Origin of the sequence: Streptomyces sp. SID14478, assembly GCF_010548525.1 — a bacterium.
GTDB lineage: Bacteria > Actinomycetota > Actinomycetes > Streptomycetales > Streptomycetaceae > Streptomyces.
This window is the reverse complement of record NZ_JAAGMG010000256.1, coordinates 1-19837: the sequence shown is the minus strand read 5'-3', so window position 1 is coordinate 19837 and position 19837 is coordinate 1. Positions and strand designations below refer to the sequence as shown.

Sequence of the window (19837 nt, the reverse complement as noted above, 5' to 3'; positions counted from 1 at the left end):
GAGCTCGCCGGGGCGGGGGGTGCCGGGGCGGGCGTGGCCTTCGTCCCGACGGGCGCGTCGGGCGCGGGAGGCTCGTCGAGTGCGCACAGCACCACGTCGGCACGGAGCCCGACCGGTCCCGCGTCGACGGCCACACCCGCATGTCCCGACACCGGGCACAACGCGGCCGCGGCCCCGATTCCCACTGTGATCCAGCCGCCCACGGCAGTCATCCCTTCCACCTCGACGACGACGCCGCCGGTGGAATGTAACGATCATGCCCGTCGTGCGGTCACGGACGGAGAGTCGTCATTCCCGCGTGAGTGGATCGGCGAGGCTGCCCCCGCGTGGAGAGGGGGCAGCCTTCGGGGGCTAGCGGATGGTGACCTGAACGGTGTTGGAGATGGCGCCGCCACCGAAGACGCGGATCTTGTTGAGGCCCTTGATGCCGAGTTTGACGCGCAGGTTGTAGGTGTGGCTGCGGGTCGTGTTCATGTGGATGGGCAGGCTGACCCAGCCCCTCTTCTGCAGTTGCTGCAGGGTGACCCGGGTGCCGGCGTTGAGGCGTGTGGAGGAGCCGTAGACGCGGAACTCCTGCCAGGCCTTGGCGGACTTCACCGTGGCCTTGGCCGACAAGGTCGGGCGGGGCGCGGTCCGCGCCGCGGGCGACAGGCCCGCGTCGGACGCGGCGGAGGCGGTGTGGGGAGCGGCGGCAGCCGGTGTCGTGGCCAACGGTGCGGCGCACAGCAGCAGTCCGGCGCCTACGCCCGCGACACGGGTCAGGAGAGGATTCACAGAAGGCCTTTCGTTGATCCAGTCCGTCATGGAATCAACGCAATATAGGACGAATAGGCCCTCGTTTCGTTGAGACATGCCCGTTCGTGCATTTCTCGGCGCCGCCGTGATCACGGCGTGAGGTCGCAAATGGGGGGAACACGGTTCCCCATGGCTGTACTGAGGAAATGCGCGCGACCGATGTTGTCCTCCGTGTTCATCACGGGTGGGTTGTCCACCTTGCGAGCCCCCGCGCGGGTGGCTCCGGCCGCCGAACCGGTGGCGGTGCCCGTCGCGTCCAGGGTGCCGCGGCTGACCGAGGACCCCGAGAACCTCGTCAGGATCAACGGTGCGGTGCAGGTGGGCGCGGGCCTGCTGCTGGCCACGGGCCGGGTGCCCCGTTTCGCCGCCCTCGCCCTGGCGGGATCGCTCGTGCCGACGACCCTCGCCGGTCACGCGTGGTGGAAGGAGAAGGACCCCGAGCGGCGCGCGCAGCAGCGCACCCAGTTCCTGAAGAACGTCTCGCTTCTGGGCGGGCTGCTCATCGCCTCGGCCGACACGCACGGCAAGCCGTCGGCGGCCTACCGCGCGCGCGGCGCGGTCTCGACGGGCCGCAAGCAGTGGAATCATGCCCGGCACGATGCGTCCCACGCCGTGCACAACGCGACCGACGCGGTACGCGCATGGCCGGCGACCGTGCAACACAGCGCACTTGCCGGGCGTCACTGAACCCACGGGACGCGAGAGGAGACCGCTGTCATGACCACTTATGTCATCACCGTGCCGGGGACCTTCCTGCGTGCCCCCGACGACGGGGTGAAGGCCGACATCGTCCGTCGGCTGCGCCCCTCCGATCCGCACCACACGGAACTCGGACGGGAGGAGGACCTCGACGTGCTCACCGTCCACGACGACAACACGTTCAGCGCGCGACTGGAGGTGGCCGCCGAGACGAGCCGGGACGCCGAGGCCAAAGCCGTGCGCTCCGTCGAGGAGACGCTCCGAGCCGCCGGCCTCGAAGCCGATGCGGCACCGCTGGGCCCGCCTGCCGTGACGGGCATGGACAACCCGGCCTGAGTCCCGCGCACCGGAGCGCCCCTTGACGTACCGGTGCGCCGGCAGCCGCGGCGGCGTCGCCACGTAACGTGGACGCATGATCGTTATGAGGCAGATCGAGAGCGACGAAGCCCGTGGGATCGTGGAGTCCGGCGCCGTCCGGCCGCCTGGCGAGCTGCTGAGGGCCGCCGAGGCGCTGCACCCGGGCGGAAGGGGCGGGCTGAGTCTCGAGTACGGCCGGCACGCGGACGACACCGCCCGCTATCTGTTCGCCACCACGGTGGAGGACGAGGGCGAGACGGTCTGGTCCGTGCTCCTCGACGCGCGCACGGGCGAGGTCGTCTCGGACGAGCCGATCCAGGAGGACGACGACGAGGACCTCCACGAGGAATGAGCCTCGCGCGACCAGCGGGCCCACCACGCCGGGACCGCCCTCACGCGGCCGGCCCGGAGACCTCCTGGACTGCCCCGCGCACGGCGGGTTCGAGCAGCGACAGTGTCCGCTGCTGGGCGTCGAGCCGGACGCGGACACCGAGCGGCATCGGAAGGTTCGGGCCCGCGTGCCCGCATTCGACGTTGCCCAGGACCGGGATGTCACGCTCGCCCAGAACGTCGAGGACCATCTCGGGCAGGGTCGGGGACGCGTCGGGTGAGCCGAGTCCGTCGATCGCGGTCGGGATGCCCACGACCATGCCGGAGATGCGGTCGAGGATGCCGCTGTGCCGCAGCACCTGCAGATAGCTCCACACGTGAGCTGCCTGGCCGCCCATCTCTTCCCAGAACAGCACCGCGCCGTCGAACCGTTCGAGCGGCAGCGCGTAGCGCGTCGCCTGTGTCAGCACCAGGCGATTGAGCAGCCCGCCGATCAGGGGGCCCTGTGTGCGACCTGACCGCCAGCACTCCCAGGACGGAGTGGGCGGCAGCGCCACGGTCGCCTCCCTGCCGGTGAGCAGCGTCGCGTACAGCGTCTCGAGTTGGCTCTGCGGGCCGCGGGCGCGCTCTGCCAGTGCCCGCCGAGTCCGGGCGTGGCCAGGTCGGCGTGGAAGCCGACCAGCCCCGTGCGCGCGAACAGGACGAGATGCAGCAGGGAGATGTCGCTGTAGCCGAGGATCGGCTTGGGATCGGCCCTGATCGCCTCGACGTCGATCAGATCGAGGTAACCGAGCACGGAACTGCCCCCGTCGTGCGCGATGACGGCGCGCACCTCGGGGTCACGCAGCAGAGAGTTGAACTCCCTGGCGATCTCCTCCGGCGTCGCCGCACCCCACCAATGGTGCCGTCCCACTTCGAGGAGAGGCGCCCGGCGGACGCGGAATCCCATCCGCTCGAGCACGACCACCGCCCGCGCGAGGTCCGGCTCGTACACCGCGTGGAGCGGCCCGGACAGAGAGGCGATCACGACGAGATCCCCGGGCGCCAAGGCACGAGGCAAAAGCAGTTGAGGCAGTGCAGAACCGGTCACCGGCGCAGTATCCCCACCCGCGCAACCCCCTGCCACGTATATATGGAGCGCCGTTGTCATATGACCCGGGGCTGGGAATGACCTTACGATCAGCACACGTTACCGTCACTGATGTGAAGCCTGATGGGCCTGTCGGAGAGGCACGCGGATTTGGTGACCGTGTGTCATATGGGCCTTGAGACACCTGGGAGTTGACCATTAACAGCGAGAACCTGCCGCCTCGATCCGTGAGTCCTGCGGTCGAGCCCCGGACCCCGCCGACAGCAGCGGCCACGGATGGTGGGACCAGGGCCCCGCAGGAAGGGCTCCAGGTGCAGGCACACGAACTGCGTGAGTATGTGGCCAGTTCCAACAAGCAGTTGCGGGCCCGCTCTTTGATCGCGTACGCGCAAGGCGTCCTGGCGGGGCGCTACGGCCTGAGCGATGCGACGCAGGCGTTCGACCTGCTGCGGGGGGTCTCTCAGCGCCGCAACATCAAGCTGCATCAGATCGCCGCCGCTCTCACCTCCTCCGCGCCTCCGGCAGGTGGAGCCCAGGAGTGGTTCCCCGGCCGTACCCGTACCCCGGCTCCTTCTCTGCGCGCCGTGACCCAGGCGGACCTGGACGCGGGCAACTTGGGCGCGGTGCTGACCGCGGCACTCGAACGTGTCCTCGACATCGTCGGCGGCCAGGCCGGCAACGTCCAACTCGCGGAGGACGGCGCGTTGCGCCTGGAGCGACACCACGCGCACCCCCGACTGTTCACCGACTACTTCGCTTTCGTCGACCACGGCACGTCCTGCTCGCAGGCCGCCGCCGACCTGCGTCAGGTCACGGTGCGCAACATCGCCGAAGCCGACGACATCTTCGACGACGCGACGCGCCAACTGCTGCTCGACACGGGATCGCGGGCCTGCCACAGCGTTCCGCTGGCCGGTCCCGACGGCACGGCACGGGGGGTGATCTCCAGCCACCACGTCCGGCCGCTGGCCGAGCTGGGCCGGAACCAGCTCGAAGCGTTGGAACAGGTCCAGCACCTCATGGGCACCTATCTCCACTGGCACCACCACAACGTCGTCCGCGACGCGCTGGAAGACCTCCACCGCACGGTTCTCGACCACGCGGGCCCCCGCGGCGCAGTTCCCGGCGCCCGAGCCCGCCGGACCCGACGAGACGGTGAGGATGCGCGACAGGCGGATCCTCAGGGGTGACGCGCGGGGCGGCGTCGGCTCAGCGGTCGGGCAGGAGTCTCGCGTACATGTACTGCCGGACGTGGACGCCCGGCCCGCCGGGCACCGGCTGTGGCGCGCTGGGGCCCGTGATGTCGTGGCAGGCGGTCAGCTCGTGGGCCGCGGCGAGTACGATCTCCGGGGCGACGCCCTCGATGGTGATGCACACCAGGCCGGGCTGTGTGAGGTAGACAGGCTGGTCGGTCATGCCGGTGGCGACGCCGCCTGTCGCGCCCGCGGTTCGGCCGGCCAGGAAAGATCATTCCTTCGGGTTCCGGGTCCGGCGAGGAGTTGATCTCCTGGTCCGCGCGGTGCGGGCGGGATCTGCAAGGCTGAGGGCGGGAAGGCCGGGTGGCCGTGCCGGGAACACTCCGGCCGGTCGGCGCGGTTGCACCGACCGGGGACCGGCGCCGCTCGACGCGGAGACGCGCCTCTTCGGACCACGACATATTTCTGCTGGAGGACTGTTTCATGACTGACCGCCCCTTGACGCTCATGGCCGTACACGCCCACCCCGACGATGAGGCCACCAGCACCGGCGGAGTCCTCGCGCGGTATGCGGCGGAAGGAATCCGCACGGTGCTCGTGACCTGTACCGACGGCGGTTGCGGTGACGGGCCGGGAGGTGTGAAGCCGGGGGAGCCCGGTCACGATCCGGCGGCCGTCGCCGCGATGCGCCGCCAGGAGCTCGAGGCGAGCTGTGGCGTGCTGAAGATCAGCGACCTGGAGATGTTGGACTACGCCGACTCCGGGATGATGGGCTGGCCGAGCAACGACGCCCCCGGATCCTTCTGGCAGACCCCCGTGGAGGAAGGCGCCGCCCGGCTCGCGGAGCTCATGCGCCACTACCGGCCCGATGTGGTCGTCACCTATGACGAGAACGGCTTCTACGGCCACCCCGACCACATTCAGGCCCACCGCATCACGATGGCGGCGGTCGAGATGACCGGACTGACGCCGAAGGTGTACTGGACGACGATGCCCCGCTCGGGGATGCAGCGGTTCGGCGAGGTCATTCGCGAGTTCCACCCGGACATGCCGGAACCGGATCCTGCCGAGGCCGCGGCGATGGCCGAGATGGGCCTGCCCGATGACGAGATCACCACGTGGGTGGACACCACCGCGTTCAGCGGCCAGAAGTTCGATTCGCTGGCCGCGCACGCCAGCCAGGGCGAGAACATCTTCTTCCTCAAGATGGGCAAGGAGAGGTTCAGCGAGTTCATGGGCATGGAGACCTTCGTCCGTGTCCAGGACACGACCGACGCGCCCGTACCCGAGAACGACCTCTTCGCCGGACTGCGCTGACCGTCCACCCGTCGCGGGCCCGGGGTGCCGGCCGGGCCGCTGCGGCCGGCACCCCGTGATCCGTCAGGCGTCGGCGCCGAGTCCGCCGGCGACGATGAGTTCCCGACTGGTGAACTCGCCGGTGAGCATGGGCATGGCGGCGGCGATCGCTTCCTTGGCCCCGGGCGACCGCAGGGAGGCGTCGTGGTGCTCTTTCGACTCCCAGACCTCCGTGACCACGATCGTGTCCGGGTCGTCGGCGGCCAGGCCCACCACGTAGCTCCTGCAGCCGAACGCGCGCAGACCATCGGCTCCGGAGAGCAGGATCGCCACCACGTCGTCGCGCTTGCCGGGCCGAGTCCTCAGGGAACCGATGTAGCCGTAGGCCATGCCGTGCCGCCTTCGTCGGAGCCGTTGCCTGGCACCATCATGGCCGCACCTGGCGGCGTCGCGACCGGGGCGCCCCGCCGTCCCGCACGGCCTAGTCGATCTGTACGACGTACTTGCCGCGCACTCCGCCTGCCTCGAGCGCCGCGTGCGCCGCGCCGATCTCGGCGAGGGGGAAGACGGTGTCCACCACGGGCCGGACCATCCCCTTGTCCACGTAGGACGCGAGGTCGGTGAACAGCGCGGTCTTCGGGTTGCCGCTGAAGAAGCGCACGCGCCGGCCGCCGAGGACGGTGCTGCCCAGGATGTATCCGAGGGACGCCGCGACGCGGTCCAGGTCGAAGGCGATGGTCACCATCCGGCCGGCCGGGGTGAGCAGGCGGCGGTACGCGGGAAGGTCCGCGCCCACGGTGTCCACGACCACGTCGTAGCGGCCGAGGTCGGACGTGGAGGTGGTGCGGTAGTCGAGGACCTCGTCGGCGCCGAGGCCGCGGACCAGGTCCAGGTTGTCCGCCCGGGCGAGGCCCGTGACGTGCGCTCCCCTCGCCTTGCCCAGTTGGACGACGACATTGCCGACGCCGCCCGCCGCCCCGCGTACGAGGAGACGTTCACCGGGCCGCAGCCGCGCCTTGTCGCGCAGGGCGGTGATCGCCGTGGTGCCCACGGGCAGCGCGGCCGCCGCGGTGGGGTCCAGTGACGCGGGGTACCGCGCGAGCTGCCGCGGGCGCACGACCACGTACTCGGCCGCAGCGCCGAAACCGGCGGTGCGCGGCATGATGCCCCACACCCGGTCGCCCACGGCGAGGTCGGGGGTGGGCGAGGCGAGAGCGGCCACCTCTCCCGCGAAATCGAGGCCCGTGCGCTGGGGGAACTTCCGGCCGGTCACCAGCCGTACGCGGCCGGCGCGCGCCGCGAGTTCGCCCCCGTTGACACTGATCGCCCGCACTCTCACGAGGACCTCGCCCGGACCGGGCACGGGCCTGGGCACCTCCCGCACGTACAGCACCTCGGGGCCGCCGAAGCGGTCGTGCATCGCCGCGCGCATCAATTCGGTCATTTCCGCACCTCACTCACCGACGTTCTCTGCCATCGAACGTACGGTCATAAGTGGACGCCACCGTCCACTTGAGCCGGAGGTGAGAAAGATCGACGAGAAGTCCTCTCGGTTGCGCGCCGACGCGCGGCGCAATCGGCAGCGGATCATCGAGGCCGCACGGGACGTCTTCACCCGGCACGGTGTCGACGTGCCGATGTCGGCCATTGCGCGCAGGGCCCGCGTGGGTGTCGCCACCCTCTACCGGCGCTTCCCGACCCGTGACGACCTGGTCAGGGAAGTGTTCGCCGAGCAACTCGAGGCCTGTACCGCGGCACTGGACGAGGCGCTCGACGACCCGGACCCGTGGCGCGGCTTCTGCCACGTGATCGAGAAGATCTGTGCCTTGCAGGCCGCGGAGCGGGGCTTCACCGCCGCGTTCCTCCACACGTTCCCGGACGAGGCCGCCGACCACGCGCGACGCAGGCGGCAAGGCGAGCGCGCTTTCGCGGACCTGGTCGGGCGGGCGCAGCGTCAGGGGGCGCTCCGGGCGGATTTCCATCCTTCGGATCTGACCCTGTTGCTGCTCGCCAACGGCGCCCTCGCCGCCACTCCCGCCCCGCAGGCCGCGTCCGCGCGCCTGGTCGGCCTGCTGCTGGACGCCTTGCGCACCGACACGGCACGCGCGCCGCTGCCGCCGCCGACCGGCTTCGACCTGCGGCACGTGTGGCCGGCGGCCGGCGGTCACCGCTGAGTGGCCGGCGCTCCCGGGACCCGGCGGTTGCCGCCGTTGTTCTCCTGCCACAGCTTGTAGACGTCCACGGCGTCGTCGCGCTGGTCGTGGCGCATCGGCAGGCGGCGCTCCTGCCACGGCTTGGCGAACTCGTCGTAGAACGTGTCCAGTTCGAAGTACTTGCGGTCGTCCACGTAGTGCGGTTCGTACGCGTCGCGCGTGGTGAGGAAGACGACCTCGTCAGGCGAGCAGTAGTAGAGCGCTCCGAGGCACATCGGGCAGGGCTGGGCCAGTACGTAGATGGTGGTGCCGGTCAGGTGCTCGGTGCCCAGCGCGATGCAGGCCTCGCGGATCGCGAGCACCTCGGCGTGCGCGGTCGGGTCGTGGGTCTGTGCGACCTGGTTCCCGCTCTCGGCGATGATCTTTCCGTCCTTGACGATGACGGTGGCGAAGGGGCGTCCGCCGCTCTCGACGTTCTGACGGGCCAGGTCGATCGTGTGCTGGGCGAAGTCCATGAGAGTTCCTCCTCTGCGGTGAAGGGCGCCTCTCGGCGTCTGACACCAGTCTGCGCGACCTCGATCTATAGCGTCCAATACTTGATGGGCCTAGGAGCTATAGACTTCATCTATGGCAATTCCGGAGCTGCGGCACCTGCGGTATCTGCTGGCGGTGACCCAGTACGGCACCTTCACCCGCGCCGCCGAGCATCTGCACATCTCCCAGCCCACGCTGTCGCAGCAGTTGCGACAACTGGAACGGATCGTGGGCGTGCGGCTGCTGGACCGCGGCGGGCGCACGGTACGTCCCACCGACGCGGGGGAGGTGTACGTCGCCCATGCCCGGCGTGCACTGCGTGAGCTCGCCGCGGCCGAGCGCGCCGTCGGTGACGTGCAGGACCTGTCGCGGGGGCAGCTGCGTCTGGGGGTGACGCCGACCTTCACCGCCTATCTGGTCGGACCGCTGATGGCCGCCTTGCACGCCCGTCATCCGGGGCTGGGGCTGACGGTCACCGAAGCGATGCAGGACCGCATCGAGGACGCACTGCTCGCCGACGCTCTCGACGCGGGCATCGGCTTCGCCGGGGGACCGGTGCAGTCCGGGATCGCGGTGGAACCGTTGTTCACCGAGCGCCTCGGCCTGCTGACCACGGTTGGTGGCAACGACAAGGGCCTGCCGGTCGACCGTCTGCCGGAGTGGGAACTGGCGCTGCTCAGCGGCGACTTCGCCACGCGCTCCTGGATCGATGCCTACTTCGTGGAGCACGGTGTGGCCCCGCGGGTCGCCGTGGAGGCGGACTCGGCACTGGCCCTCCTTGAGATGGTGCGCGGCGGCACGCTGGGGACACTGCTGCCGGACGTCGTGGCCCAGGGGCGGCCGGAACTTGCATCGGTGCAGCTGATGCCGCCACCACCGGCGCGGACGGCAGCGCTGCTCACGCGGGAGGGCGGGTACTCCTCAGCGGCCTGCCGGGCGTTCGTCGACCTGCTGCGCCAGTACGTCGAGGAGCGTGGCTGGCACACGGCCGCCGTGGCACGGAGCTCGTGACCCGCGCCTCGGGCGTCCAGCGCCAATGAATTGATTCAGCACGCTGAGCACCACGCAGCGATACGCCGTGGTCGGTAAGAATCCTTGGTGCGTAGGGTGTTGGAGTGCGGGCGTCCGCTGCTATAACGAACCGACTTGAATCGTTCTATCGACTCCTCGGCGGTGCGGGGAGCGATGTCCCGCGAAAGGCCCGCCCCTTGTTCCGACGCAGCCAGTCGTCCGCCCGCCGCCGCGCTACGGCCGCTCCTTTGTGCGTAGGCGCCCTGCTCGCCACGGCGCTCTTCACCGGAGCACCGCCCGCAACCGCCCACACCGCACTGCGCATCACCGGCACCACGGCGGACGGAAGGGTGCGGCCCCTCGCCGTCGAAGCGGCCCACCCGCGGCTCGGCTGGAAGCTGAGCTCCAGCGAGCGAGGGGCGCAACAGAGCGCCTACGAGATACGCGTCGCCTCGTCCGCCGCACGCCTCGCCCGCGGAGACGCAGACGTCTGGGACAGCGGGCGGCAGCGGTCGGACGACTCCGTCGGCGTGCCGTACGGCGGTCCGGATCTCGCACCGGGCAAGCGCCATTACTGGCAGGTCCGCGTCTGGGACGCGCACGGAACCCCCTCCGTCTGGAGCACGCCCTCGTACTGGGAGACGGCTCTGCGGTCCGCCGAGGACTGGCACGGAGCCCAGTGGATCGGGGCCGACGACGCCGACGCCGGGGCCCCGCTGCTGCGCAAGGACTTCGTGCTGGACAAGAAGGTGGCCCGGGCGCGTGCCTACGTGTCCGGCCTCGGTTTCGACGAACTGCACCTGAACGGCGGCAAGGTGGGCGACCACGTCCTCGCCCAGGGCGCGGCGCCCTATGACCGACGAGTCCTGTACGACACCTATGACGTCACCAACGCGCTGCACAAGGGTGACAACACCGTGGGGCTGTGGCTCGGGCACGGCTACGGAGAGAACTACAACCCCTACGGGTTCCGCTGGCCGGGGCAGCGGCAGGCCATCATGCTGCTGGACATCACGTACACCGACGGCACGCACGGCACCGTCACCACCGATCCGTCCTGGCGGTGGTCGGACGGGCCGATCACCGCGGACGACCTGTACGACGGCGAGTCCTACGACGCACGCAAGGAACAACCCGGTTGGGACGCACCGGACTTCGACGACCACGCGTGGAAGGACACGGCGCGCGTCGATGCCCCGAAGGGAGTCCTGCACGCGAACACCATGCCGCCGGTCCGGGTGACGGACACCCTGGCACCGGTCGAGGTCACCCAGCCCCAACCTGGCACCTACATCTACGACTTCGGCCAGAACATCGCCGGATGGGCCCGGATCGGCGCCCGCGGCCCGGCCGGCACACGCATCACGATGCGCACGGCGGAAGAGCTCAAGAGCGACGGCACGCTGGACGTGGCGACGAACCGCGATGCCGCAGCCACCGACACCTTCACCCTGGCGGGAACCGGCGACCGCGAGACGTACGAGCCGCGGTTCACCTACCACGGGTTCCGCTACCTGGAAGTGACCGGATACCCGGGCACCCCCGGCGTCGCGGACGTGCGGGCCCGCGTCGCGCACGCGGACGTCGGGTCCACCGGGTCCTTCGCCTCGTCGAGCACCCTGCTCAACAGCATCTGGCGCAACAACCGCTGGAGCATCCTGAACAACTCGATGAGCACGCCCACGGACACCCCCGTCCGTGACGAGCGCACCCCTCCCGCGATGGACGTACAGGCCTACCGGGACGCCGCCACGCGCGAGTTCGGCATGGACGCCTTCTACGCCAACTACCTGCAGGACATGCCGCCCGGAACCGCGCTGCCGTCCGACGACGTCAAGGCGCAGTACCCCGACATGGCCGGCGGGCAGGTGTCCCTGGCCTGGACGCTGTACGAGCAGTACGGCGACCGCGACGCCCTGCAGAGCGCGTATCCGGACATGAAGCGCTTCGTGGACCGCAACGCCACCGACGCCCCCGGCCTGATCTGGCCCGAGGACAAGGGCTTCGGCGACTGGTGCCCGCCCGACCACGGGCCCGGGGCCGACGACGGCATGGGCGGCCCTGACGCGGGCCAGTGCTTCAGCGAGGTGTCCCTCGTCAACACCGCCCTCTCCTACGACCAGGCCCGCTCCACAGAGAAAGCGGCGGACGCCCTCGGCCACGCAGCGGACGCCCGGCACTTCGCCTCCGTCGCTGCCCGCATCAAGGACGCCTTCAACGCCCGCTTCCTCAACGCCGCCGGGGACACCTACAGCAGCGGACGCCAGGTCACGAGCATCCTGCCGCTGGCCCTCGGCCTGGTTCCCGACGCGCGGGTACAGGCGGTCGGCGACCAGCTCGTGCGCACCATCGTGGACCACGACGACAGCCACCTCGACACGGGGATCTTCGGCACCCGCTACCTCGTGGACGCACTGGCCCGCATCGGCCGCGTCGACCTCGCGATGACCATGCTGCACCAGCGCACCTACCCCGGCTTCGGCTTCGAGATCGGCCACGGCGCCACGACGAGCTGGGAGCAGTGGCTGTACAGCTCGTCGATGGAGACCCACGACCACGCCATGTTCGCCGGGGTCAACGCCTCGCTGTACACCGTGATCGCCGGCATCCGGCCCACCGGACCCGGCTACCGCGACATCACCGTCGCACCAGCGATCCCCGCCGGCCTGGACCACGCCGCGGCCGTGCAGAACACGGTGCGGGGCCGCGTCGCCAGCAGCTGGCGCAGGACCGGGCACGCCCTCGACCTGACGGTCACCGTCCCCGCCAACAGCCGCGCGACGGTGGAGGTTCCGCTTCTCGCCCATGGGGACCGTGTGCAGGCACCTTCCGGGGCCGAACGTGTCCGCAGCACCGGACGGACCGTCACCTACAAGGTGGGTTCGGGTACTTGGACGTTCACAGCGGCCTGAGCCACCACAGGAACACCCCGCCGAGCAGGAGGACCAGACAGACGGCGATGTTGGTGCGTCGGTAGAGCACGATCAGGGCGACGAACTCGCGGATCGTCGCGCTGGGCCAGAAGTACGTGGCCGTCGGGGCGCCGACGACGTGTCCGCGCACTCCGGCCCGTCGGGCGGCCACGGCGGCACGGAAGGCGTGGTAGTTGCTGGTGACGATCACACACCGGTATCCGGGGCGGGCCTTCTCCATGATCTCGGCGCTGAACCGGAGGTTCTCGTCGGTGGTCGTCGACCGGTCCTCCCGTTCGATCGCGTCGGCGGGGAAGCCGCGCTCGACGAGGTAGTCGGCCATGGCGTGCGACTCCGGCAGCTTCTCGTCCGGCCCCTGCCCGCCCGACGTCAGGAGCACGGGCTGCCTGCCCCGCGCCGCGATCCGCTCGTGCACCGCGCGGGCGCGGTCGAGCCGGCTGGTGAGCAAGGGCGGCGGTGTCGACCCGCCGATCAGACCGGACCCGAGGACGACCACGTAGTCCGCCTTACGCGAGGTGCGCAGACGGCCGTAGACGAACGCGTAGCCGAGATAGCAGAGAAACAGGAAGCCGATGTAGCCGGCCAGAGCGGTGGCCGTCGCCGCCACGGCCATCAGGGTGCGCTGTTGCATGACTGCCGCCGTCACCACCAGCGCCAGCAGACCCATCAGGGCGACCCCGGCGAGCAGCGACAGCAGGTTACCCGGGCTCGTGCCCTCCTTGCGCACCATGCCCACCCCGTTGGCGAGGAGGAAGCAGGCCAGCGTCAGGGCGCCGAGCGCCAGGAGCACGGCCAGTACGAGGACGACATCGCGCGCCAGGACCTCGTGGTCCCGGGAGAGTTGGACCAGCCAGGCCGCCAGGGCGAAGACCAGCGACAAGCCGAGTACAACGGCGTTGCCCAGACGTCTGCGCTCCCGGACAGCCCTGACACAGAACAGGAGAAAGAGCAGGACCGCCGGAGCGTAGATCAGCATGCGGCACACAGTATGCGGGGGCGCGACCCGACGGGGCCGCGCCCCCGCACAGCGCTGTACGAGCGGTGCCGGTTGCCGCCCGGCTCAGCGGCGGCGCAGCCGGCCGAGCCAGGAACGGGCCTGGGCCCGCTTGCGCGGATCGGCGGCGGTGCGGCGGGCGGTGGCGATCGTACGCCGGCCCTGCGGGCTGCGGCCGTACTCCTTGATGCGGTTGAGGATGCCAGGCATGAGACGGTCTCCGTCCGATCGGGGCCGCGCCCTGGAACGGCACGCTTCGCCTTCGACTACCCACTCGGAGCCGCATGCCGCATCGGACCGCGCGGCAATGACGGCGGCAGCGGTGTTGTCAGGGGCGCGCGATCAGGACCGTGGCCCCCTGTGAGGTGATGAGTAGACACTCTGGTGCGGTGCGGTGCGGTGCGGTGCGGTGACGCAGGCGCAGCCGGCCGCGCAACCGTGTGGGGGAGTGGCCGGAATAGCCGCCGGGCCTGCGGAGTTCCGTGCTGATATGTGGAGCAGTGAGCAACTTGATCTGGATGCCTATCTCGCCCGCCTCGGGTATGAGGGCGACCGTGCGCCGAGCCTCGAGACGCTGCGGGCTCTGCAGCGCGCACACGTGCTGACCATGCGGTGGGACACCCTGGACAGTTTCCTGTACCGCGAGGTACGGCTGGACCTGCCGTCGGTCCAGGACAAGATGGTGCGCAGGGGCCGGGGAGGCTACTGCTTCGAGCACGCCGCCCTCTTCGCCGCCGCGCTGGAGAAGCTCGGGTTCCGCTTCACCGCCGTATCCGGGCGGGTGCAACTCGGCGCGGACTCCACCACGCCCCGCCCGGCGACCCACGCGATGCTGATCGTGGACGTGGACGGCACGCGCTGGCTGAGCGACATCGGGTTCGGAGCCAGTCCGTTGGAGCCCATCGAACTGGTCGACGGCGGCCGCAGTGAAGCAGGTCCGTGGCCGTACTTGCTGCGGCGGCAGGTCATCACGCACGGCTCTGCGGGCTGGGCGGTGCACCAGCGCGGCGACGGTGCGGAGGGGCCGGAGGGCTGGACGGTGCGGCAGGTCTTCACCGAGAACTTGCAGTACCCCGTCGACTACGTGCTCGGGAACCACTTCGTGGCCACGCACGACCGCTCCCCGTTCGTCACGCGCCCCTACATCCAACGGTTGCGCACGGACAGGCACGACACGCTCGACACACTTGCCTGGACGACGGAGCGCCCGGGGCAGGACCCGGAGACGCGGACCGTCCGGCCGCACGAGGTGCCCGCTCTGCTCGACGACGTCTTCGGTATCCGCACGGACTCCGAGGAGGCCGCCCTCCTGGTGACCCGGCTCGACGCACTGGACTCCGCACGGCACGCGGCCGCGTAGAGAGCGCACGGCCGCACGGAGCGGCAGCAGGCGCGGCGGTGTCCCGCTCCGGGACACCGCAATGCGGGGAAGCCTGCACCTGACATCCAGGTGAACCCGTAACCCGGACAAATCACTCTCCTGCGACAGCCGCGTAACGGAAGCTCCCCCACCACAACTCCTGACCCGCCGCACCGGTCGAACCGGATGCGTCGCACACCCGCGCCGCGGCGGAACCGGTACCGCCCGGCGCACCTGCTCAGGATCCGAACGAAGTGGGAGTCACCCGTGTTCAGAACGTCCCTGCCGACGCGGCTCGCCGCCACCGCCGCCCTCGTGCTCGCCGCCGGCGCCCTGACCGTGCCCGCCGCCTCGGCACGGCCCTCCGAGGCCCCGCCCACCCCGGCCTACGTGCTGAAGGTGAACACCGATCCGGCAAGCACCGATTACGACAACCGCCGCGTCGACGTCACCGGCACCGTCACCAAGGCCGACGGCACGCCCGCGCCGCACATCCCCGTCACCATCCAGGAGGTCGTTCTCTTCACCACCTGGAACCCTTGGGGCGACCCGATCGACCCCACCACCTACGAGCCGCGCGAGCTGGGCACGCCGGTCACCGACGCCGAGGGGAAGTTCACCATCCCCGATGTCTCCATCGACCACACATCGGGCAGCAGCCTGCTCAACGTCCAGCACCAGGTGCAGATCACGGCTCAGTACGACGTGGACGGCGACCTCGACACCCCGCAGGACGGCTACTACGCGGACACCACCGTGGCAGCCAGGACCAAGGCGAGTTCGGTGAGTTACCAGGTCAACAAGAAGACGGTGAAGGCAGGTGACATCCTCACCGTCCAGGGCAAGGTCACCGTGCCCAGGGGTGAGGAGCTCGGGGGCAACGAGGTCTTCCTGCAGACCTATTGGGAGCAGGAGTCCCACGTGAAGACCATCACCGAGGCCGACGGCTTCTTCGTCCTGTCCGTGCGGGTGTCGTCCGAGGACGACACGTTCACGCTGCGCACCGCAGCGCGGGACTTCTACGTGGCGGGCGCGCAGCAGTCGCTCCCGATCACGAACACGTCGCTGCCCCGCACCTAGCACCGAGCGCGGACGGGGTTCGTCGGTGCAGGTGCGCCACGAGACGCTCGTCCGCAGCTGCCCGGGCGTCAGTCATCCGCTGGCGCCCGGGCCCGGCGTCGCACGTCCGCCCGCTCGGGTCCGGCACTCTCACGACACCGGCCGCCCCCGCGGGCAGTGCATCACGTGGCGGCCTTTCCCAGGAAAGCCCGAAGGCGTTCGGTGAAGCCGGGTGCTGCGGCGACGAAGTGGCCGGCGCCAGGGTGCACGCTGCGCTCGCCGCCGAGTGCCTCCGCCAGGGCGTCGCAGATCCGCTCGTACGCGGCCGCGTGGCCGCCGGACGCGACGAGCACCGGGACCTCGGCACCACGGATCGCGTCGAGGTCCGGACGCGCCTCACTGGTCGGCCGTCCGCCGTGTGCCCGCAGTACCCCGGCGACGACCCCCGCCGGGAGCGGGCCGTCGTCGATGGGGGCGCCGGTGAGGAGGAGGAACTCGCGCAGTTGGGCCGGGTCCGTGTCCATGCCGTGGGCAAGAACCGTGTCGCCCAGGCGCTCGAGCCGTGCCACCTCGGGATCGCCCCGGACGAGGTAGTTGAGCGGCGGCTCGATCAGGGTGAGCGAACGCACGCTGTCCGGCGCGGCAGCGGCTGCGATCAACGTCCCGAGGACGCCGTAGGAGTGGGCGACGAGGTGCGGGCGGCCCACGAGCAGCGGCGCCAGGTCCAGGGCGTCCACCGCGAAGTCCTGCCGCTCTTTCGGCGGCGGGCTCGGCGGATAGCCACGGCGATGGACGTACGCCAGCGTCCACCGGTCGGCCAACGACGCGACGGGCCCCCACGTCGTCCGGGGCCCCGCACCGCCGTGCACCAGCAGGACCTCCGGCCCGGAGCCGTCACGTACCACCGCGATCTCGCTCACGAGGCGAGCGTAGCGGCGCGAGGTGAGGCAGCGGCTGCGCAGGCCGGTTCGGGTACGGCGATGCCCAGGCCGATCCGGGACTTGAGGTTCGTCATATCGAGCGCCTGGTCGGGAGCAGTTCCGGCGGCCGGGCGCCGGACCGCGGCTTCTTCGCTCGTCGGCATGGGCCACGCCCCACTGCCGAGAGGCTCTGACTGTTCAGAGGGTCTTTTTCGGTCTCAAGTCGGGGATCTGGGCTCGGAAGCGCGGGTTCACGACGCGCCCCGGCAATCCGTAGTACTGACCGGTGCGGCGCTCGTAGTCCGCACGCGCGGACAGGGTGAGGGCCCGGTGATCCGGGGCGCGCAGCAGGTCGACCGATGTCTGCGCGAAGCGGGCGGGGAGCCCGGCCTGCTGGGCGTCGGCCATGAGGGTGCGCAGTTCGGCGACGGCGGAGCGCGCTTTGTCACGTGAAGGTCGCCCGGCGCGCAGCATGTTCCGGTATCCGGAAGCGGGTTCGGCAGCCGCGAGGGTCCCTTCGAGTCGGCCGGCAAGCGCCTTGGCCGTGCCGGCCGTCCGCCTCGCCTCGGCCCCGGCCTCCACGAGGACGTGCAGCGCGACGAGCAGGTCAACCGTGTGGGGTTCCGGAGTCGTGAGATCGATGCGTGCGGACAGGCCGGCCTCTAGCTCGTCGGCGAGGCGACGGGCTGCGGCGTGGGTGCGCTTGGCCGCGTGCGGGCCCACACCCCCATGTGCTGCAGACCCAGTACCCCGGCATCAAGCACGTCCCGTGCTGTGCGGGCGCCCGCCGCCTCCATCTCCCGTGCGGCATCGCCGCCCGGCGCTCCTGGGATCTTCGAGAGGGGCGTGGCGCTCAACTCCGTGTCGAGTCGTTCGCGGCGCAGTGCGTCCCAGGCCGTGCGCACGGCGTCGCAGGCCTGGGCGTGGTCCCGGGCTACCTGTTCGGCTGCCTCGTACAACTTCTGTGCCCGAGCGACGGTCCTGGGGCGTGCACCGTTCAGTCGTGCCCAGGCGCGGACGTTTCCGCCGACGAGGCCCGTGCCGGTCAGGGCCAGCCCGATCAGTACGAGGGTGTCGGACAGCGCATAAGGATTCTTCTCGTCGAGTGACGGCTCCAGGCCGCCCTTGTGCGGGCCTTCGGTGTACATGAACCCGCTGTCCCAGCCCTCCGCCGTGCCCAGGATGTACGCCGACGGCTTGAGCGAGGCGTCCCGGCTCGCGGAGCACAGGTACGCGGACTCACGCCAGCGGTCCTTGTCGCGGTACGGATCCTTCCAGCGCACCGTGCACCGGCCGTCAGGCTTCTCGCTGATCACGGTGAGATCGATCTGACGCGTATCGGGATACGTCGCGTACAGGTACGCCGACCATCCGATGCACAGGACGCCGAGCGTCAACACCCAGCGAAAGAACGGTCTGTGGTGCACAGTGCCCCCCACCCCCCGGCCGATGAACCGGCCGCTCTCCGTACATGATTTACCTGTACGGCGCACCTGTTCAAGTCCTTACCCGTCTGTCCGCCAGGGAGGCGGCGAAGCCTGAACCCCGGGCCGACACCCGGGAGATCGCGTAGGGTGCCGCGGGCCGCGCCTGGGCGAGGGCCCCGGAGGAAGCGTCACCCGCCGGATCGGGAGTGGGCTGAATTGCCCCTCGGGGAGCTGCTGTTGGTCTCTGTTCCTGCCGGAGGGGTGTCCGCGTCGCGTCACGGGCCTAGCATGATCGCGTCATGCACGCCGCCGAACCGGGAGGCCGCAGAGTGTGGAGTGGGCGACGGCTCCTGGGCGCAGTCGGCGGCATCGTGGCGTGCTGCCTGGTCATCGGCTTCGTCGTCGGTACGCATCGGTCGCGCGCCGGGCACCAGGCCGCCTCCGACGGGCTCCGGCGCACCACGGTCGAGGTCTCCGCGGGCGGGTGCGGAAAGGGGTGGGACGCGCCCGCGCCCGGTGTGCAGGTCTTCGCGCTGCACAACACCTCCGCCGTCTCCGCCGAGGCGATCCTGGAGGATCCGCGGGACCGCGCCGTGTACGGCGAGGTCGAGGACATCGGTCCCGGGACGACCCGGCTGCTGACGGTGCGGATAGGGACGGGGGCGTACGCCTTCGCCTGCGTACCCGAGGACTCCGATGCCGTCACCGGGCCCACGGTCCGTGTCCGCGGCGGGCGTCCGGGCCCCGCCGCCGCGCCCGTCACCCAGCACGACCTGATCCCGGCGGCGCTCGCGTACCAGAAATGGGTCGGCGCGGGCCTGGACAAGGCGGTCCGGCTGACCACCGCGCTGGACGACGCGGTCCGTCGCGGCGACCTGGGCGCGGCCCGCCGGTCCTGGCTGCCGGCACACCTGCAGTACGAGCGGCTCGGCGCGGCGTACGACGCGTTCGGCGACGCCGACGGGCAGATCAACGCCACCGACGCGGGCCTGCCCGGCGGCCCGCGCGACAAGGACTTCGCCGGCTTCCACCGGGTCGAGTACGGGCTGTGGCACGGCCAGTCCGCCCACCGGCTCCGCGCCCCGACCGCCGCGCTGCGCAAGGCGCTCACCGCGTTGCGCGACGACTGGGCGCAGACGCGGATGGACCCGGCCCAGCTCGGGCTCCGGGCGCACGAAATCCTGGAGAACACCGTGCAGTTCGAGCTGACCGGGCGCACCGACTACGGCAGCGGATCGAATCTGGCCACGGCCCGCGCCAACGTGGACGGCACCCGCGAGGTTCTGTCCCGGCTCCATCCGCTGCTGGCCACCCGGTACCCCCGGCTCGCCGCCCTGGACAGGGAACTCGACCACGCCGCCCGCACCCTGGACGGGCTGCGGCGCCACGGCGACTGGCCGGCCCTGACCCGGCTGAGCCGGGCCCAGCGCGAGGACGTCGACGACGTCCTCGGCGGCCTGGTCGAGCAACTCGCCTCCGTCGCCACCTTGTGCGCCCCCTTGAGGACCGTGTGAGGCCCGGGCCCGCGCGTCCCCGCGTCCCACGACGCCCGTCGCCTCCTCTCCACGACCTCTCTACGACAGTCCCGTTCGCCCTCCGGAGGACAGTGTGGATACGAACCGAGCCGCCGACGGACTCGGGCGGCGTGGCTTCCTGCGCGGCGCGGCGCTGACGGGGGCCGGT

24 protein-coding genes and 1 pseudogene are annotated in these 19837 nt (G+C 70.8%); 11 read left to right on the top strand and 14 right to left on the bottom strand.

Features of this window, described 5'->3' with window-relative positions; all coding sequences use genetic code 11:
• Both G3I40_RS46420 and G3I40_RS09075 read right to left on the bottom strand, forming a co-directional pair.
• Positions 1 to 212, bottom strand: a pseudogene (locus tag G3I40_RS46420) (hypothetical protein); the annotation flags it as partial.
• 139 nt (positions 213 to 351) lie between these two features.
• Positions 352 to 774 (bottom strand): hypothetical protein, encoded by a 423-nt coding sequence (locus G3I40_RS09075; RefSeq protein ID WP_343244871.1) that lies wholly within the window; start codon positions 772 to 774, stop codon positions 352 to 354.
• A 150-nt stretch (positions 775 to 924) separates the two neighbouring features.
• On the opposite strand from G3I40_RS09075, the gene G3I40_RS09070 reads away from it, so the two are divergent.
• From G3I40_RS09070 to G3I40_RS09060, 3 genes are all read left to right on the top strand, one after another.
• Positions 925 to 1482 carry a DoxX family protein gene (locus tag G3I40_RS09070; RefSeq protein WP_164301643.1) on the top strand — a complete coding sequence of 186 codons (558 nt, stop codon included), beginning with the start codon at positions 925 to 927 and terminating at the stop codon, positions 1480 to 1482.
• Between the two features lie 30 nt (positions 1483 to 1512).
• Positions 1513 to 1830 carry a hypothetical protein gene (locus G3I40_RS09065; RefSeq protein ID WP_164301637.1) on the top strand — a complete coding sequence of 106 codons (318 nt, stop codon included), beginning with the start codon at positions 1513 to 1515 and terminating at the stop codon, positions 1828 to 1830.
• 76 nt (positions 1831 to 1906) lie between these two features.
• Positions 1907 to 2203, top strand: a complete 297-nt coding sequence (locus G3I40_RS09060) for a PepSY domain-containing protein (RefSeq protein WP_164301636.1) — start codon at positions 1907 to 1909, stop codon at positions 2201 to 2203.
• Between the two features lie 40 nt (positions 2204 to 2243).
• On the opposite strand, the gene G3I40_RS46995 is transcribed toward G3I40_RS09060, so the two are convergent.
• Positions 2244 to 2651, bottom strand: coding sequence for a hypothetical protein (locus G3I40_RS46995; protein ID WP_343244870.1), 408 nt, complete (start codon positions 2649 to 2651; stop codon positions 2244 to 2246).
• A gap of 23 nt (positions 2652 to 2674) precedes the next feature.
• Positions 2675 to 3208, bottom strand: a complete 534-nt coding sequence (locus G3I40_RS46990; protein WP_343244869.1) for an LD-carboxypeptidase — start codon at positions 3206 to 3208, stop codon at positions 2675 to 2677.
• Between the two features lie 374 nt (positions 3209 to 3582).
• Between G3I40_RS46990 and G3I40_RS09050 the strand changes: the two genes are divergently transcribed.
• A complete protein-coding gene (locus tag G3I40_RS09050) occupies positions 3583 to 4461 on the top strand; it encodes an ANTAR domain-containing protein (protein WP_203643710.1) in 879 nt (292 codons plus the stop codon).
• 19 nt (positions 4462 to 4480) lie between these two features.
• On the opposite strand, the gene G3I40_RS09045 is transcribed toward G3I40_RS09050, so the two are convergent.
• Entirely contained in the window at positions 4481 to 4687 is a 207-nt protein-coding gene (locus G3I40_RS09045; protein ID WP_164301635.1) for a DUF6207 family protein, read from the bottom strand.
• 263 nt (positions 4688 to 4950) lie between these two features.
• Between G3I40_RS09045 and G3I40_RS09040 the strand changes: the two genes are divergently transcribed.
• Positions 4951 to 5784: a PIG-L family deacetylase gene (locus tag G3I40_RS09040; protein ID WP_164301634.1), complete on the top strand. Its 834-nt coding sequence runs from the start codon at positions 4951 to 4953 to the stop codon at positions 5782 to 5784.
• Positions 5785 to 5847: 63 nt separating this feature from the next.
• On the opposite strand, the gene G3I40_RS09035 is transcribed toward G3I40_RS09040, so the two are convergent.
• Positions 5848 to 6153, bottom strand: a complete 306-nt coding sequence (locus G3I40_RS09035) for a putative quinol monooxygenase (protein ID WP_164301633.1) — start codon at positions 6151 to 6153, stop codon at positions 5848 to 5850.
• 91 nt (positions 6154 to 6244) lie between these two features.
• The gene (locus G3I40_RS09030; RefSeq protein WP_164301632.1) at positions 6245 to 7207 is read right to left on the bottom strand and encodes an NAD(P)-dependent alcohol dehydrogenase; all 963 of its coding nucleotides are present in this window, start codon (positions 7205 to 7207) and stop codon (positions 6245 to 6247) included.
• 79 nt (positions 7208 to 7286) lie between these two features.
• On the opposite strand from G3I40_RS09030, the gene G3I40_RS09025 reads away from it, so the two are divergent.
• Positions 7287 to 7937, top strand: coding sequence for a helix-turn-helix domain-containing protein (locus G3I40_RS09025; RefSeq protein WP_343244868.1), 651 nt, complete (start codon positions 7287 to 7289; stop codon positions 7935 to 7937).
• Here the strand turns inward: G3I40_RS09025 and G3I40_RS09020 are convergent.
• Positions 7928 to 8431, bottom strand: a complete 504-nt coding sequence (locus tag G3I40_RS09020) for a nucleoside deaminase (RefSeq protein WP_164301631.1) — start codon at positions 8429 to 8431, stop codon at positions 7928 to 7930. The genes G3I40_RS09025 and G3I40_RS09020 overlap by 10 nt on opposite strands.
• Before the next feature lie 112 nt (positions 8432 to 8543).
• Between G3I40_RS09020 and cynR the strand changes: the two genes are divergently transcribed.
• Together cynR and G3I40_RS09010 are read left to right on the top strand one after the other, a co-directional pair.
• Positions 8544 to 9461 carry a transcriptional regulator CynR gene (gene cynR, locus G3I40_RS09015; RefSeq protein ID WP_203643708.1) on the top strand — a complete coding sequence of 306 codons (918 nt, stop codon included), beginning with the start codon at positions 8544 to 8546 and terminating at the stop codon, positions 9459 to 9461.
• 197 nt (positions 9462 to 9658) lie between these two features.
• Positions 9659 to 12373, top strand: a complete 2715-nt coding sequence (locus tag G3I40_RS09010; protein ID WP_203643706.1) for a family 78 glycoside hydrolase catalytic domain — start codon at positions 9659 to 9661, stop codon at positions 12371 to 12373.
• On the opposite strand, the gene G3I40_RS09005 is transcribed toward G3I40_RS09010, so the two are convergent.
• Together G3I40_RS09005 and G3I40_RS46415 are read right to left on the bottom strand one after the other, a co-directional pair.
• Positions 12360 to 13370 (bottom strand): YdcF family protein, encoded by a 1011-nt coding sequence (locus G3I40_RS09005; RefSeq protein WP_164301630.1) that lies wholly within the window; start codon positions 13368 to 13370, stop codon positions 12360 to 12362. The two genes, G3I40_RS09010 and G3I40_RS09005, sit on opposite strands and share 14 nt — an antisense overlap.
• Positions 13371 to 13454: 84 nt before the next feature.
• Positions 13455 to 13598, bottom strand: coding sequence for a hypothetical protein (locus tag G3I40_RS46415; RefSeq protein ID WP_203643704.1), 144 nt, complete (start codon positions 13596 to 13598; stop codon positions 13455 to 13457).
• 280 nt (positions 13599 to 13878) lie between these two features.
• Between G3I40_RS46415 and G3I40_RS09000 the strand changes: the two genes are divergently transcribed.
• Both G3I40_RS09000 and G3I40_RS08995 read left to right on the top strand, forming a co-directional pair.
• Positions 13879 to 14748 (top strand): arylamine N-acetyltransferase, encoded by an 870-nt coding sequence (locus tag G3I40_RS09000; protein WP_164301629.1) that lies wholly within the window; start codon positions 13879 to 13881, stop codon positions 14746 to 14748.
• Between the two features lie 267 nt (positions 14749 to 15015).
• Positions 15016 to 15828, top strand: a complete 813-nt coding sequence (locus G3I40_RS08995) for an acyl carrier protein (RefSeq protein ID WP_164301628.1) — start codon at positions 15016 to 15018, stop codon at positions 15826 to 15828.
• A gap of 161 nt (positions 15829 to 15989) precedes the next feature.
• Here G3I40_RS08995 and G3I40_RS08990 read toward each other — a convergent pair whose 3' ends face one another.
• Genes G3I40_RS08990 through G3I40_RS08975 form a run of 4 tightly spaced genes read right to left on the bottom strand, consistent with a single transcriptional unit; the run spans position 15990 to position 18154 of the window.
• Positions 15990 to 16727 carry an alpha/beta fold hydrolase gene (locus G3I40_RS08990; RefSeq protein ID WP_164301627.1) on the bottom strand — a complete coding sequence of 246 codons (738 nt, stop codon included), beginning with the start codon at positions 16725 to 16727 and terminating at the stop codon, positions 15990 to 15992.
• Entirely contained in the window at positions 16724 to 16891 is a 168-nt protein-coding gene (locus G3I40_RS08985; RefSeq protein ID WP_164301626.1) for a hypothetical protein, read from the bottom strand. The genes G3I40_RS08990 and G3I40_RS08985 overlap by 4 nt, the downstream gene beginning before the upstream one ends.
• A gap of 34 nt (positions 16892 to 16925) precedes the next feature.
• On the bottom strand, positions 16926 to 17450 hold the full coding sequence (locus G3I40_RS08980; protein WP_164301625.1) for a hypothetical protein: 525 nt from the start codon (positions 17448 to 17450) through the stop codon (positions 16926 to 16928).
• Positions 17390 to 18154: a hypothetical protein gene (locus tag G3I40_RS08975; RefSeq protein ID WP_164301624.1), complete on the bottom strand. Its 765-nt coding sequence runs from the start codon at positions 18152 to 18154 to the stop codon at positions 17390 to 17392. The genes G3I40_RS08980 and G3I40_RS08975 overlap by 61 nt, the downstream gene beginning before the upstream one ends.
• Before the next feature lie 299 nt (positions 18155 to 18453).
• Between G3I40_RS08975 and G3I40_RS08970 the strand changes: the two genes are divergently transcribed.
• Positions 18454 to 19668, top strand: a complete 1215-nt coding sequence (locus G3I40_RS08970; RefSeq protein ID WP_164301623.1) for an EfeM/EfeO family lipoprotein — start codon at positions 18454 to 18456, stop codon at positions 19666 to 19668.
• Positions 19669 to 19837 lie beyond the last annotated feature (169 nt).

Bases quoted from the DNA above. Each gene is read 5' to 3' on its own strand.
- G3I40_RS09070 (WP_164301643.1), top strand. From the start codon at position 925: ATGGCTGTACTGAGGAAATGCGCGCGACCGATGTTGTCCTCCGTGTTC.
- G3I40_RS09065 (WP_164301637.1), top strand. From the start codon at position 1,513: ATGACCACTTATGTCATCACCGTGCCGGGGACCTTCCTGCGTGCCCCC.
- G3I40_RS09060 (WP_164301636.1), top strand. From the start codon at position 1,907: ATGATCGTTATGAGGCAGATCGAGAGCGACGAAGCCCGTGGGATCGTG.
- G3I40_RS09045 (WP_164301635.1), bottom strand. From the start codon at position 4,687: ATGACCGACCAGCCTGTCTACCTCACACAGCCCGGCCTGGTGTGCATC.
- G3I40_RS09040 (WP_164301634.1), top strand. From the start codon at position 4,951: ATGACTGACCGCCCCTTGACGCTCATGGCCGTACACGCCCACCCCGAC.
- G3I40_RS09035 (WP_164301633.1), bottom strand. From the start codon at position 6,153: ATGGCCTACGGCTACATCGGTTCCCTGAGGACTCGGCCCGGCAAGCGC.
- G3I40_RS09030 (WP_164301632.1), bottom strand. From the start codon at position 7,207: ATGACCGAATTGATGCGCGCGGCGATGCACGACCGCTTCGGCGGCCCC.
- G3I40_RS09020 (WP_164301631.1), bottom strand. From the start codon at position 8,431: ATGGACTTCGCCCAGCACACGATCGACCTGGCCCGTCAGAACGTCGAG.
- cynR (WP_203643708.1), top strand. From the start codon at position 8,544: ATGGCAATTCCGGAGCTGCGGCACCTGCGGTATCTGCTGGCGGTGACC.
- G3I40_RS09005 (WP_164301630.1), bottom strand. From the start codon at position 13,370: ATGCTGATCTACGCTCCGGCGGTCCTGCTCTTTCTCCTGTTCTGTGTC.
- G3I40_RS46415 (WP_203643704.1), bottom strand. From the start codon at position 13,598: ATGCCTGGCATCCTCAACCGCATCAAGGAGTACGGCCGCAGCCCGCAG.
- G3I40_RS09000 (WP_164301629.1), top strand. From the start codon at position 13,879: ATGTGGAGCAGTGAGCAACTTGATCTGGATGCCTATCTCGCCCGCCTC.
- G3I40_RS08985 (WP_164301626.1), bottom strand. From the start codon at position 16,891: ATGCCGACGAGCGAAGAAGCCGCGGTCCGGCGCCCGGCCGCCGGAACT.
- G3I40_RS08970 (WP_164301623.1), top strand. From the start codon at position 18,454: ATGCACGCCGCCGAACCGGGAGGCCGCAGAGTGTGGAGTGGGCGACGG.